16 protein-coding genes are annotated in these 13189 nt (G+C 61.8%); 3 read left to right on the plus strand and 13 right to left on the minus strand.

Annotation, left to right across the window (positions count from 1 at the left end):
• Nucleotides 1-132: 132 nt before the first annotated feature.
• Genes pqqE through pqqB form a run of 4 tightly spaced genes read right to left on the minus strand, consistent with a single transcriptional unit; the run spans nt 133 to nt 3237 of the window.
• On the minus strand, nt 133-1254 hold the full coding sequence (pqqE, locus tag AC0L2L_RS31770; protein WP_473583765.1) for a pyrroloquinoline quinone biosynthesis protein PqqE: 1122 nt from the start codon (nt 1252-1254) through the stop codon (nt 133-135).
• Nucleotides 1251-1547: a pyrroloquinoline quinone biosynthesis peptide chaperone PqqD gene (gene pqqD, locus AC0L2L_RS31775; RefSeq protein ID WP_473583766.1), complete on the minus strand. Its 297-nt coding sequence runs from the start codon at nt 1545-1547 to the stop codon at nt 1251-1253. Before pqqD ends, pqqE begins: the two co-directional genes overlap by 4 nt.
• The gene (gene pqqC / locus AC0L2L_RS31780) at nt 1547-2302 is read right to left on the minus strand and encodes a pyrroloquinoline-quinone synthase PqqC (protein WP_473583767.1); all 756 of its coding nucleotides are present in this window, start codon (nt 2300-2302) and stop codon (nt 1547-1549) included. Before pqqC ends, pqqD begins: the two co-directional genes overlap by 1 nt.
• A complete protein-coding gene (gene pqqB / locus AC0L2L_RS31785) occupies nt 2299-3237 on the minus strand; it encodes a pyrroloquinoline quinone biosynthesis protein PqqB (protein WP_473583768.1) in 939 nt (312 codons plus the stop codon). Before pqqB ends, pqqC begins: the two co-directional genes overlap by 4 nt.
• A gap of 220 nt (nt 3238-3457) precedes the next feature.
• On the opposite strand from pqqB, the gene AC0L2L_RS31790 reads away from it, so the two are divergent.
• Nucleotides 3458-3634 (plus strand): hypothetical protein, encoded by a 177-nt coding sequence (locus AC0L2L_RS31790; protein ID WP_473583769.1) that lies wholly within the window; start codon nt 3458-3460, stop codon nt 3632-3634.
• 55 nt (nt 3635-3689) lie between these two features.
• On the opposite strand, the gene AC0L2L_RS31795 is transcribed toward AC0L2L_RS31790, so the two are convergent.
• From AC0L2L_RS31795 to AC0L2L_RS31805, 3 genes are all read right to left on the minus strand, one after another.
• The gene (locus AC0L2L_RS31795; RefSeq protein WP_473583770.1) at nt 3690-4562 is read right to left on the minus strand and encodes a substrate-binding domain-containing protein; all 873 of its coding nucleotides are present in this window, start codon (nt 4560-4562) and stop codon (nt 3690-3692) included.
• 1 nt (nt 4563) lies between these two features.
• The gene (locus AC0L2L_RS31800; RefSeq protein ID WP_473583771.1) at nt 4564-5088 is read right to left on the minus strand and encodes a c-type cytochrome, methanol metabolism-related; all 525 of its coding nucleotides are present in this window, start codon (nt 5086-5088) and stop codon (nt 4564-4566) included.
• A 158-nt stretch (nt 5089-5246) separates the two neighbouring features.
• On the minus strand, nt 5247-7145 hold the full coding sequence (locus AC0L2L_RS31805) for a methanol/ethanol family PQQ-dependent dehydrogenase (protein WP_473583772.1): 1899 nt from the start codon (nt 7143-7145) through the stop codon (nt 5247-5249).
• A gap of 697 nt (nt 7146-7842) precedes the next feature.
• On the opposite strand from AC0L2L_RS31805, the gene AC0L2L_RS31810 reads away from it, so the two are divergent.
• Nucleotides 7843-8196 carry a hypothetical protein gene (locus AC0L2L_RS31810; protein ID WP_473583773.1) on the plus strand — a complete coding sequence of 118 codons (354 nt, stop codon included), beginning with the start codon at nt 7843-7845 and terminating at the stop codon, nt 8194-8196.
• A 131-nt stretch (nt 8197-8327) separates the two neighbouring features.
• Here the strand turns inward: AC0L2L_RS31810 and AC0L2L_RS31815 are convergent, their stop codons facing one another.
• The 4 genes from AC0L2L_RS31815 to AC0L2L_RS31830 are packed head-to-tail and all read right to left on the minus strand — an operon-like array spanning nt 8328 to nt 11096.
• Nucleotides 8328-9068, minus strand: a complete 741-nt coding sequence (locus AC0L2L_RS31815; protein WP_473583796.1) for an ABC transporter ATP-binding protein — start codon at nt 9066-9068, stop codon at nt 8328-8330.
• Complete coding sequence (locus tag AC0L2L_RS31820) at nt 9037-9864, minus strand: ABC transporter permease (protein ID WP_473583774.1); 828 nt, start codon at nt 9862-9864, stop codon at nt 9037-9039. The genes AC0L2L_RS31815 and AC0L2L_RS31820 overlap by 32 nt, the downstream gene beginning before the upstream one ends.
• A complete protein-coding gene (locus tag AC0L2L_RS31825; protein ID WP_473583797.1) occupies nt 9861-10850 on the minus strand; it encodes an ABC transporter substrate-binding protein in 990 nt (329 codons plus the stop codon). Before AC0L2L_RS31825 ends, AC0L2L_RS31820 begins: the two co-directional genes overlap by 4 nt.
• Nucleotides 10851-10886: 36 nt before the next feature.
• Nucleotides 10887-11096 carry a hypothetical protein gene (locus AC0L2L_RS31830; protein ID WP_473583775.1) on the minus strand — a complete coding sequence of 70 codons (210 nt, stop codon included), beginning with the start codon at nt 11094-11096 and terminating at the stop codon, nt 10887-10889.
• 276 nt (nt 11097-11372) lie between these two features.
• Here AC0L2L_RS31830 and AC0L2L_RS31835 point away from each other — a divergent pair, with 276 nt between their 5' ends.
• A complete protein-coding gene (locus AC0L2L_RS31835) occupies nt 11373-11753 on the plus strand; it encodes a c-type cytochrome (RefSeq protein ID WP_473583776.1) in 381 nt (126 codons plus the stop codon).
• A gap of 172 nt (nt 11754-11925) precedes the next feature.
• Here the strand turns inward: AC0L2L_RS31835 and gph are convergent, their stop codons facing one another.
• A complete protein-coding gene (gene gph / locus AC0L2L_RS31840) occupies nt 11926-12627 on the minus strand; it encodes a phosphoglycolate phosphatase (RefSeq protein ID WP_473583777.1) in 702 nt (233 codons plus the stop codon).
• Nucleotides 12624-13181, minus strand: coding sequence for a thioredoxin family protein (locus tag AC0L2L_RS31845; protein ID WP_473583778.1), 558 nt, complete (start codon nt 13179-13181; stop codon nt 12624-12626). Before AC0L2L_RS31845 ends, gph begins: the two co-directional genes overlap by 4 nt.
• Between the last annotated feature and the right edge of the window lie 8 nt (nt 13182-13189).

Below are 13189 nucleotides of genomic sequence, written 5' to 3' on the forward strand. Positions count from 1 at the left end.
GATCATGAGGCTTGTGAGCAAATAAGACGGGCCGCTCGTTTCCTGTGCAATTGGTTCGCCACACCAAGTGAAGAGATAGGAGGAACATAAGCTGGCAAACAAACCGCTACCATGTTGTTTCTCACCAAACAGTCAGGCGGACTCGGTCACGGCTCCTATCCGACGATAGATGAAAGCTTCGTCCGCCGCAGTATCCGCCACGGCGCGCCGCGTTTCATCGATGAGCATAGCCATGCGGGCGTGGATCGGCGACTTGATGCAGGCTGGATCCGTAGCCGCGGCGTCACCGGCAATCGCCATCGCCTGACACCTGCAGCCACCCCAATCGACCTCGCGGCGCTCGCAGCTTCGGCACGGCTCGCGCATCCACTCGGTGCCGCGAAAGGCATTGAATGCCGGTGAATCGGTCCAGATTTCGGCAAGCGTGCGCTCTCCGAAGCGCTCGAAGCGAAGCGAAGGAATCGTCTGCGCGGCATGGCACGGCAGCACGGTGCCGTCCGGAGCCACCATGAAGGCGTCGCGCGCCCAGCCGCCCATGCATGGCTTGGGATAGATGGCAAAATAATCCGGCGGGACGAAATCGATGTTAATGACGCCGGCAAGCCGTTCCTGCGCCGCCGCGACGATGTCCGCCTGCCGGTCGACCGCGGCACGTTCGGGCATCAGCGCATTGCGATTGGCCAGCGCCCAGCCGGCATACTGCACGTTGGCGATCTCGAGCCGCTCGGCACCCAGCGAAAGGGCCATATCGATGAATTCCGGCACCTCCTCGATGTTGTGACGATGGATCGGCGCGTTGATGGTGAGCGGCAGCCCGGCCGCGCGGGCGCGGCGTGCCGTCTCCAGCTTCTTTTCATGACTGCCCCGGTGGTTGCCGATACGATCGGTGGTCGCCGGCCGGGCACCCTGAAAGCTCAGTTGCAGGTGGTCGAGCCCGGCTTCGGCAAAGGCCTCGATGCGGCCTTCGGCAATGTTGATGCCGGCGGTGATGAGGTTGGTATAGACACCGCGCGCCGAAAGCCCGGCGATCAATTGCTCGAGGTCGCGGCGCAGCGTCGGCTCGCCGCCGGACAGATGCACCTGCAGGACGCCGAGATCGGCGGCCTGTGAGAACAGATCGAGCCAGATCTGTGTGTCGAGCTCGCGATTGGCCTTCAGCAATTCGAGCGGATTGGAGCAATAGGGGCACTGCAGCGGGCAGCGATGCGTCAATTCCGCCAGCATGCCGATCGGAGGCAGAAGGAGCTCGCTCATAGTTTCACCAGCAGCTTGTCCGACCATTCCTGCAGGAAGGCGATGACGTCGGCCGCCACGGCCTCCTGCTCGGCGTCATATTCGGCGGCAAGACCGGCTATGATGTGGCCGACGGTGGATCGCCCGTCGCAGCGGCGCAGTATGTCGAGACTGATCTCGTTCGGCCAGAATACCTTCTCCGGCGAAAGCACGGCGAAGGCCTGCCGTATGGCGTCGTATTGTATGCGCACATGCTTCGGCAGCGACGGCACCGATCGCAACGACACGATGGTTCTTTCGCGCAGCGCCACCATCAGGCCGCCTCCGGCTGGAAGGCGCCGGGCGGGATGTTTCCCGGCGCGCCATAGGCATGTTGAAGCGCATCGAGCATGGCCCAGAGTATATCGCATTTGAAAACCAGCGCATCGATCGCCTGCTGCTGGCGCTCCGCCGTGTCGGCATGGCCGAGCACGTAGGCGAGGGCGAAGTCGGCATCGCGCCATGCCTGTTCTGGCCGCCGGCTGAAATAGGCCAGCGTATCCTCGGTGATGTAGTCATATCTGGCCAGCATCGCCGGCACGCGCTCGCCGATGATGAGCGGCGAGAACATCTCGGTCAGCGACGATGCAACCGCCTCGAGCAGCGTGCGGTCCGCGCAGAAGGAAAGGTAGGCGCAGACGGCGAAGCGGGTCGCCGGCACCGCCAGCCTTTCGCTCTTGACGGTTTCGGCATCGAGCCCGAGCGAGGTGGCCAGATGCAGCCAGCGCGCGATGCCGCCGCTCCAGCCGTCCGCGCCGTCGTGGTCCTCGATGCGTTTGCGCCAGGCGGCGCGAAACGCCGGATCCTCCGCACGTGCCAGGATCATGGCGTCCTTGCGCGGAATGACGGCCTGGTAGCAATAGCGGTTCAGCGCCCAGGCCTGCATTTCGGCCTTCGACAGGGCGCCGCTGGTCATCCTGTGATGGAAGGGATGCCGATTGTGATAGCGCTCGGCACCGACCTGCCGCAGCACGGCCTCGAGCTCGCTGTTGGACAGGCCACCTCTGGCCGCGTCGCGGAAATCGCTCAAAATTCAATCTCCATCCCATCGCCGGCTACTTCCCAGCCAGCCGCCTTGACTGCCGCGTATTCGGCGGAATTCTCGTCGAGAACAGGATTGGTGTTGTTGATATGGACGAAGATGCGGCGGCCGATCTTCACATCGACCAAGCCGGCGATCGAACCCGCTGCTCCCGACATTGCGGTATGCCCCATGCGCGCGCCGGTTTTCTGGCCGACGCCGGCACTGATCATCTCGTCGTCTGTGTGAACGGTGCCGTCGAACAGCAGGCAGGCGGCATCGGCCAGGCGCGCGCGCAAGGCGGCATCGACGCGCGCACAGCCCGGGATGTAGAAGACGGCGCCGCGACCGCCGGCCCCGGTGATCCGGACTCCGATCGTGTCGCCGGCGTCTGAGCTGAAATCGGCGTCTGGATGGGCTCTGTCCTCGAGATAGAGCGCGATCTTCCCGGGCACGGGAAAGCTCTCGACGACAACGCCGGTCTCGTGGCCGTGCGCATCGCAGAGCACAACTTGCTCTTCCGCCGCCAGGAGGCGCCGCGGCACGATCGCCGGATCGAGAACATTGAAGATCGAATTCGCCTCCAGTGTCGCCAGCACCAGTGCCGTTGCATAGATCGCGAAAGGTTGCCGTTCGCGCAGGCTGAGCAGGCCGGCGATGTGGTCGACGTCGGCATTGGTCAGCACCACCGCCCGGATCGGCGTCGAGCGCAGCGGCGCGTCGGCTGCGGGCTGCAGTTCAGGCGTTTGCGCGATCTGCTGTCGAATGTCCGGGGAGGCGTTGAAGAGAACCCAATCGACCCCATTCGCCGATGCGGCAATGCTTGATTGGGTTCGTGACTGCACGCCGGCCACCCCGGCGCGAGCCGCGCGGCTCAGGCGATAGTTGCAGTTCCATTGCGGAAAGCCACCTCCCGCCGCCGACCCGATGATCTTCACGCGCATGGCAATGCCTGCTCCGCGGCCCATTCGGCCCGCAGGAAAATCTCTCCAGCAAACGGCTTCGGGGTCCCGTTTCCCGCGGCAAAGCCCGTCGCGACGCCCTTACGCGGCAAGGGGATGCATGCCCCTGTGGCCAGGGACATGCATCGCTGCGGCCTACTTCCTGGGAGGAATTTCAGCAGGCAGATAGCGCGAAATTTCGAAGCCCGCGGCAACCTGGCACATGGTCGGTTTCTTCCAGCTCTTCTTCATGACGTTCTCCTTTTCCGCCAGCCCGAAGGGGCCGGTCATGTCGTTGGCGCCATTGCGGGCGATGCAATGGCTCGTCCATCACCTCTCAAAATGGACAAATGAAACACTGGGTTCTCAAACAACCAAAGCAAACGAGCAAAACCAATAACCTCTGCCTCAAAGATCAGTTCCTTGCCTCCTATCTCGTTTCGCTCCGATCAAGCTCACCCCGGCGTCGACGTGATCGGGTTGTCATGTTCGTCGATCAGCGGCACGTTGTAGTCGAGCAGAAGCTTGTTGATCTCCGCCTGGTTCTCACGGATCACCTTGTTCAGCGTGCGCTTCCATTCCTGGTCGGATGGACGTACTCCCATCGTGATGCGGTAGGACATGCGCGAGCCGGTCTTTTCCTTGACCAGCGGGACAATATCGACATCGGCCCCGAGTTGCTTGGCATAGTAGCCTGCCATCGGTCCCCACAGGATCGCCGCATCGATCTTGCCGGCCAGCATGTCCTTGATCACAACCTCGCCCATCGACGGGGTGACGCGCGTATCGACGGCCAGCGGGTAGATCTTTGCCGTTCGCAAGAGTTTGTTGGCTGCCATGTTGGCCGTCGGCGGCGTGCGTTCGACGACGCCGATCCTCTTGCCGGCGAGTTTCGGATCCTCGATCGTCTCGACGCCCTCGAGGCCGTCGCCCTTCGGATGCACGAGCACATAGGAGGAGCGGTAGTAGGCATTGGTGTTCTGCACCAGCTCATCGCCTTGGGCATAGCCCATGATGACGTCGCAACGGTTGGCGGCAAGCGTATTGCGCACGAAGCCCATGACGGTCGGAAACCAGGTGTAGGCGACCGACTTCCGCCCCGTCTTGCTGGCAACCAGCTCGGCCAGCTTGTTTTCGAAGCCCTGGCCGCTCTGGTCGGTAAACGGCATGTTCGAAGGATCGGCGCAGACGCGCAGGATGTCCGGATCGACCAGTTCCCCGGCAGCCCCGAGACCCGCGCCCTGCGCCTCGACGTTCGACGGCAACAAAGCGACCGCGCCGAGGATCGGCAGGATGACGCGCAGCTTCGATGCGTCGCGGCCGGTCATGTCATCCACCCATGCAGGACGCTTCCGCGTCTTTCGCCGCCTTGGCCTTGTCTTCATGCTTGGGCGGCCTGCCGCGGGGCGCAGCGCCATCGGCGCGGGCGCGCAAATAGACGTAGAGATCGTCCATGTAGCAATAGACGTTCTTGTTGTCGCCAAAGGCAGGCATGACGTTTTCCTTGCCGCCGCCGGTATTCTTGCGGCCCTGGGCGACGATCGAGAGGAAAGTGGGATAGTCGATGTTTTTCAAGCTGTTGGCCAGGGCCGGCGCATAGCTCGAACCCGTTCCGTCCTGTCCGTGACAGACATGGCAGTCCGAGTGATAACGGCGGTAACCGCTGAACGTGTACCAATCCACCGTTCCGTTCTCGATCTTGTAGGTTGGGTTTCCATCCGCATCCAAATACTTGCCGCCCTCTTCCTTCACTGCCTTGGCTTTTTCGGCGCTGTCCTCAGCCCGGGCCAGACTTGAGCCGGCCAGAGGCAGAAGAGCCAAAGCGAGGACGGAAATTGCAATGCGAACAGACATTCAGACGCTTCCTTCTTTTGTTAAGGACAAGGGTTTGCCGTCGCGAAGCGGCATCGATCGATGTGCGGGTGCGCGGCGAAATCGAGAGCCCGGCGGGTTTTCGGTGTCCGGGCTCTCTCTTGCTTCAAGCCTTCGGTCTTTAAGGCCGTTCCCGGATATCAGTCCGGAAGACCAAAGACGGTGAGCTGTCCGCCGAGCGTCGTGTAGTCGGCAAGTGCTGCGTAGCCGCCGACCGCTCCGAGACCGGCGGTTCCAACGACCGCGGCCTGATCGCCTTGCTGTCGGCCCTGATCGACGGCGCCATGCCAGGCAGCGGCGTTGTCAGGCGACAGCAGTCCGCCTGCCAGACCGATACCGGCCCATCCGCCAACCCCGGACAGAACGGCGATATACTGCTTGCCGTCGTGTTCGAAGGGCGTGACGTTGCCGATGATGCCGGACGGGGTCTTGAACTTGTAGAGTTCCTTGCCGTGCTCATCGACCGCCTTGATGTAGCCTTCGAGCGTGCCGTAGAAGATGACGTCGCCAGCGGTCGCCAATGCGCCCGACCATACCGAGAACTGCTCGGGCTTCGACCAGACGATCTCACCCTTGGCGGCATCCCAGGCGATGAAGTTGCCCATTTTGTCGCCGCCGGGGGCCGGATACATCGACACGGTGGCGCCCACATAAGGCTGGCCGGCCGTGTAGCTCACCTTGTAAGGCTCGTAGTCCATGCAGACATGGTTGGTCGGCACGTAGAACAGCCCGGTCTTCGGTGAATAGGCTGCCGGCTGCTGGTCCTTGGTTCCAAGCGCCGCCGGGCAGATGCCCGTCGAGTTGGTGTCTTCACCGTTTTGCTGGGTCGAATATTTCGCCACGACCTGCGGGCGGCCATATTCCTTGCTCTTGGGGTCCATATTGACCTCCGTCGCCCAGTTCACCGCCGGATCGTATTTCTTGGCGACGAGAAGTTCGCCAGTGGCGCGATCCATGGTGTAGGCAAAGCCGTTGCGGTCGAAGTGCACCAGCACGTCGTGCTTTTTGCCTTTGACTTCCATGTCATCGACGAGAATCATCTCGTTGATGCCGTCATAGTCCCATTCGTCATGCGGGGTCATCTGGTAGACCCATTTGGCCATGCCGGTGTCGGCATCGCGGGCGAAGATAGTCATCGACCAGCGATTGTCTCCGGGGCGCTGGACCGGATTCCACGTCGAGGGATTGCCGGTGCCGTAATAGACGAGGTTCAGCTTGGGATCATAGGAATACCATCCCCATGTCGTGCCGCCACCCGTCTTCCACTGTTCGCCTTCCCAGGTGTTCGTGCCGGAGTCCTTTCCCACCGGCTTGCCGAGTTGCGTGGTCTTGTCGGGATCGAGCAGGGTCTCTGCATCCGGACCTTCCGAATAGGCCTTCCAGGCGAGCTTGCCGTCTTTCAGGTTGTAGGCGGCTAGCCAGCCGCGGACGCCGAATTCCGCGCCGGAGACACCGACGAGAACCTTGTCCTTGACGACCACGGGCGCCGATGTGCCGGATTCGCCCTTTCCGCCATTGATCTCTTCGCCGTTCTTGACCGACCAGACGACCTTGCCGGTCTTGGCATCGAGCGCAACGACGGTGGTGTCGGCCTGGTTGAGAATGATCTTGCCGTCACCGTAGGCGACGCCGCGATTGACCGTGTCGCAGCACATGATCGGAATGACGTTCTCGTCTTGCTTGGGCTCGTACTTCCAGAGGATCTTTCCGTCATTGTTGAGATCCAGAGCGTAGACGGTGTTCGGGAACGGCGCATGGACATACATCACATCGCCGATGATCAGTGGGCCACCTTCATGGCCGCGCAGCACGCCGGTCGAGAAGGTCCACTTGACCTGCAGGTTCTTCACATTCTCCTTGTTGATCTGCTTGAGCTTGGAATAGCGGGTGTTGGCGTAATCCCCCGTCTGCATCACCCAGTCTTTCGGGTTTTTGGCCATTTTCGCGAGCTCTTCGTTGGCTGACGCCGTATAGAGCGCACCGAACGACAGCAGCGCGGAGGCCGTTACGATGTAGGTAGCTTGGGTAAGTGCGCGCATCAAATCCTCCCAGGTTCACAACGAGAAATCGATCGTTAAGCCCCGCAAGGCTTGTCCAAGCGATTCAGTTTGGGAAGTATTTCCGGCAGCGTGTCACGACCTAGACTAAACCCAGCAGAGGAACATTTCTTTCCTCTACTATAGTTCAACCTAGCCTGCACCCGCCCGATTGGCCTACGAAAGACTGCCGCCGCTCCCTATTCACAGCGACGTCCTTGAAGCCGGAAACGTGGTAAGGCTATGTCATTGCAAAATGGCAGGCAAGGAAAAACCCCTATGGAATTTTTGCACTGCAGCATTGTTGTGATGCAATGCAATATATAGAAGAAAAGCAAAAACAGTTCCCAGTCACGGGGCGCCGAATGGTCGTGTGCGGCTCCTGATATATATAAAATTCTAACCTTATCTGTATTTCCTACGCGATATGGTTTGATCTTATTTAAGCCTATTTTACTCCAAGGTATTGGCGATATCCTCTTTGGTTGCCGGTAGTGATGCGGGTATGAAAATAGCCTGGGAAGACGGGCGTGGGGCAGGCCGTGAGGCTTCCTTGAGGCGTCGCCGTCGGCGGGCAGGGCATTCCTCCTTTGGTCCTATATGGAGACGGTGAGAGGTTGACCGGGCCTGCGGCATGTCGCCAACTGGGCGCGACGACGCTGTCTCGCTGTCTCGCGCCCAGGCAACAGGAGGAATTCTCATGGTCAGATATGCTGGATTTTCGGTCCTGTCGCTCGTCCTCGCATCGACGCCGCTCTGTGCAAATCCAGCCGGCGCCGCGGGAGATTACCCGACGGCGACGATCGTCGACTACGTGCTCGGCTGCATGCAGACGAATGGCCAGACGCGTCAGGCGCTGGAGAGTTGTTCCTGCTCGATCGATGTCATCGCCTCGATCCTCCCATACGACCATTATGAGAGGGCCGAGACCTTCAAGAGCATGTCCCTGACGACGGGCGAGAATGCAGGGCTGTTTCGCGAAAGCGCGCCGGCGAAAGCCGCGCGAACGGAGTTGAAGCGTGCGCAGGCGGAAGCCGACGTGCGTTGCTTCTAAAGCGCGTCGCGCTGAAACGGATTCAGGCGACGCGCTTTAAAAGTCACTGTTTTGATGCATGTCGTTGTCCCAGAACCGCTGCGCACTTCTGGGCGACATGCATCAATTTTGATTGTGCCCACGGCAGGGGATCAGATCACACCGGGAAATTTCTGGTGGAATGATCGCAACAGATCGCTGATCGCCTGCGGGCTGCGGTGTTGCCGCGGCAGCCGCACATCAAAAATGCCGAGCACATGCGCAGGCCGCGGCGCGAGCACGATGATGCGGTCCGACAGCGCCAGGGCCTCGGTCAGATTGTGCGTCACCATCAAGGCGGTCGTAGGTCGCGCAGACCACACGGTCAAAAGCAGGCGCCGGAGCTGCTCGGCGGTCCGCCCATCGAGCGAGACAAAGGGTTCGTCCAGGAAAAGCATCGCCGGTTCGGTAGCGAAGGCCCTTGCGAGCGCTGCCCTGCGCGCAAGGCCGAGCGAAAGCTCAGCCGGATAGAACGAGCGCATGCCGGCGAGGCCGAGGGTGCCGAACAGCCCGTCGAGATTTTTGGCCCGCAGGTCTTTCGGCAGCGCCAGCCTGACATTCTGCTCGACTGTTCGCCAGGGCAGCAGGGTGGGTTCCTGGAACACGGCGGCGATGCGGCCAGAGTCGCCTTCGGGCAGCTGGAAGGAGCCCGTAAACTGCCTGTCGAGCCCAAGCAGGATGCGCAGCGTCGTGGTCTTGCCGCAGCCCGACGGCCCGAGCAGGCAAGCGAATTCGCCTTGCCGGACCTCGAAGGAAAGATCCTTGAGCGCCGTGACCGAGACGCCTTGCGCGGATCTGAAGGTCTTCTCGGCGATGTCGACCCTAAGCGGGACGGCGGCGCCAACGGGTTGCATGTCGTTCAACGGGCTGCACCAGAAGAAGTTCGATGACAAGCATCACCGCCACGAACGCCAGCGTGTAGGCAAGAATCGCAGCGACGTCGAAAAGCTGGAAATAGAGATATATCTGGAAGCCGACGCCATTGGAGCGGCCAAGCAGCTCGACCACCAGGACGATCTTCCAGATGAGTGCGATGCCGGAACGCGAGGCCGCGGCCAGATACGGCTGCAGTTGCGGCAGCAGGATATGGCGAACGCGGTCGAGGGGGCCGAACCGGTAGATAGCCGCCATTTCGGCGTAACTCGGGTCCAGCGCCCTGGCGCCCTCGCGCATGGTCACCACGACGTTCGGGATCTTGTTCACGGCAACCGCGCCTATCGCCGCCACCTCGTTGAGGCCGAACCAGATATAGGCCAGCACGATGACAACCAGCGCGGGGATATTGAGGAACAGGATGACCCAGGGACTGAAGAACCGGTCCGCGCCGCGGTGGCTGCCGAGAAGAATGCCGATCACCGATCCGACAATCATCGCGACAACATATGCCGCGGCAACCCGGCCGAGCGTCGCGCCGAGATGGTAGAAAAGGTCGCCGCTCGCCGCCTCTCTCAGCAATACCTGCCAGACCTGTCCCGGCCCCGGAAAGGCACGGCTCGGCCAGGCATTCGCCGCCAAGCTCCACAGCAGGCAAAGGCCGAGCAGGGAAATCGTCACCGTCAGCACGGGTATCAGCGCCGACGCAGGGCCGGAACGGCTGGAAGTGTCGGCTGTGTCGCCAAGCGTGCGACCGCCGGTGCCTGTTGCGGTCATTTCGGGGGCTCCTGCCAGAACGTGCCCGGCGCCATCTCCGGGGCGCTGCCTACCAGCTTTTCGCCGCCGATCCCGGCCAGCACCCGATAGAGCCTGCCGGCATCGGCCGCCTCCTCGGTGACCGGCCGCCTGGGGATGCCCTCGCGATAACGGTCGCGCAGCTTTGCCAGTTCCTTGCCTTCTGCCCGGACAATCGGCGCGAGACGCAGCCACTCCTCGTCGGATCTGGCCAGCAGCTCCTTGGCCTGCGCGGAAGCCTTGAGGAAGCCGCGCACGGCGTTCGGATTTTCGTTCGCCCATTTGTCATGGAATACATAGCCGAGCGCGGACACCGGGCCTGAAGCTCCGAGCGCCTTCTGCGCGTCGTCCGCGCCGATCAGCCGCCGAAAGCCGTTGGCCTCGAGCCGGGCGCAAAAATGCCAGAAATTGAGCACCGCATCGAGCTCGCCCTGTATCGCCTTTTCCGAAATCAGCGGCGGCGCGCCAAAGACGACATCGCTGGTTGCCGGCAGGTCCAGACCGTGATCGCGCCTGGCCAGCGCCTGTATCAGCAGCCAGCTCTTGTCGAGGGCGCCGCCGGCGACGCCGATCTTCTTTCCCTTGAGATCGGCGATTGTCAGTATCGGCGAAGCCTCCTTCACCATGATCGCCCCGACGGCCGTCGAATAGGGGGCCAATGTGACGTCGCCGCCCTCCGAGCGCTGGCGCGAGACCCACAGCCAATCGGTCACGATCATGTCGATCGCGCCGGCCAGTATCGCGACATTGGTGGCATCCTCGCCGGCGAAAAAGATGACTTCCAGATCGATCCCGTTGGCCGCGTCGAACTTGTGTTGCTTCAGCGTATCGAGTTCCCAGCTCACTGTGCCGAACTTCAGGACGCCAATGCGAATCTTGGACGCGGCGGAGGCAATGGGGTGTGAGCCAAGCATCGCGGCCGTTGCAAGGACTGCCAGACGGAGCGTTTCCCGACGCGAAACCATGATGCCTCCTCCGAGACTGCAACAAACCAGGGGCGCCGGTCAGATCTCTCGGTCCTTCTTCGGGAAAGCGCATTTCCAGCGCCTGACCTTGAGGGTCGGATGTTCCTGCGACCACTTCGCGATCTCGCTGGGCGCCAGCATCATGCATTGGAACAGAGAGCCGCGGCTCTCGAAATAGAGATGCTCGTCTCGGCAATTGCCGGGATTGGCGCTAAGGCAAACCGTCAATATGAGGTCGACCATATTCATCCAGCACCTCTTGCGCGCAAAGACGCCCGCTCTGGCGAAATCCTGCCCGCCCCATTGCCTGGGAAAATATCGGCCTGGACAAAACCCAGCCCGACCGGGTTCCCGAGGTGCCCATGGGAAACCAGAATGAGCTGAAGCTACGCGCTCGCCCCAAGGCCGTCAACGAAGGCGAAAGTACAGGGCGGCTCTTTCGGGTGGACCTTCGTACGGTTGACTTCGTCAAAGCAATGGCATGCAAATCATCCGGGGCGTCTTGACGATCAATGAGGAAATGCCATGCGCGCTATCGCATTTTTCGCCGTCGTATTCTTCGCAACTTTTGTCACGAACCAATCCCGCGCCCAGGATGCTGCGGCGGGCGAGAAGGTCTTCACCAAATGCAAGGTCTGCCATGTCGCGGACAAGGACCAGAACAAAGTCGGTCCTTCATTGAACGGCGTCATCGGCCGCACGGCCGGCACGCATCCGGGATTCAGCTATTCACAGGCCATGGTCGCGGCTGGAAAGTCCGGCGTCAAATGGGACGAACCGACGCTGACGACCTATCTCCATGATCCAAGGGCCATGGTGAAAGGCACAAAGATGGCGTTTGCCGGCCTCAAGGACGACAAGGACGTGGCCAACGTCATTGCCTATCTGAAGCAATTCTCGAAGTGACGGCTTCGCCGGCCGTTCGATTTTACGATCGGCGACCGGCGACTTGCCTCCGCACTCAAAGCGTGTCGCGCTGAAACGGACTCAGGCGACACGCTTTTAAGTCTTTGTTTTTATGCATGTCGGTGTCCCAGAACCGCTGCACACTTCTGGGCGACATGCATTCGAATGCCGGTCAGGCAGCGGCACCCAGCTTTTGCATCGCCGAAGGCAGATCGAGCAAGCTGTCGCAGACAAGGTCTGCGCCAAGCTCTTCGACGGGGACCTGGGTGTAGCCGCCGCGCAGCAGAACGACGGGCATGCCGGCGGCGCGCGCGGCGCCGACGTCGCTGACGCTGTCTCCAACCATCAGCGCCTCATACGGTTCGACCCCAAGCTGGTCGAGCGCCAGAAGCAGAGCGTCGGGCGCCGGTTTCAGCAATGTCACCGCGTCTCCGCCGACGATCGCGCCGAGATATTCCGTCAAGTGGAAGTGCAGCAGGATTTCGCGGGTCGCCAATTGCGGCTTGTTGGTAGCAACGCCGATGGCTGTTCCGTTCAGGCGGAAGTGCGTGAGCGCCTCCCTGACGCCAGGCATGAGCCTCGTCAGGCCGGTCAGGTGTCTGCGGTAGATCGGCGCCATGTCGCGGTTGGCCTCCTCGAGCGCGCTGCCGACAAGCGGTGACCCTGAAGCCGCGAAAGCCCGCTCGACCAGCTTCCCGACGCCGCCGCCGATCATTGCCTTGACTTGATCCACGCCGAGCGGCGGCCGGCCGCGGCCGGCCAGCAACTCGTTCACGGCCGCCGCGATGTCGGGCGCCGAATCGACCAGCGTGCCGTCGAGATCGAACAGGATCGCCTTCGGAGACCGAAACGGCCTGCTTGCGCCGACATTCATGCCGCCTCCTTCCATTTGATCGAGCAGCCGATCGAAGCGACCTGGTCACGCGGTCCGTCGCCGGTTCGGGCAACCTGCTTCATCGCCTCGAACAGATCGCGTCTCAGCGCAGGCGTCCCGGCGTCCCGTCGCGATGCGTCCAGCCGGCCACGATATTGCAACGTCAATTCGCCGTTGAGGCCGAAGAAATCCGGGGTGCACACGGCGCCATAGGCGCGCGCCACCGCCTGCGACTCGTCGTGGAGATACGGGAAGGTGAAGCCGTTCGCCCTGGCGAAGAGCTTCATGTTGTCGAAGGAATCGTCCGGATAGGCATCGGCATCGTTGGCGTTGATCGCGACAAAGCCGATCCCTTCGGCCTTGAGGTCGTCGGCATCACGCACGATGCGCGAAATCACCGCCTTCACATAGGGGCAATGATTGCAGATAAAGGCGACGACCAACCCGTTGCGACCGGCCTTGCCGAAGATCGAATGCGATTTGCCGTCGATTCCGGGCAAGACGGCATCGACGGCTTGCCAGCCGAAATCGCAAACAGGTGGGGTCGCCGCCATGTCATCCT

The organism is Mesorhizobium sp. WSM4832 (assembly GCF_055811115.1).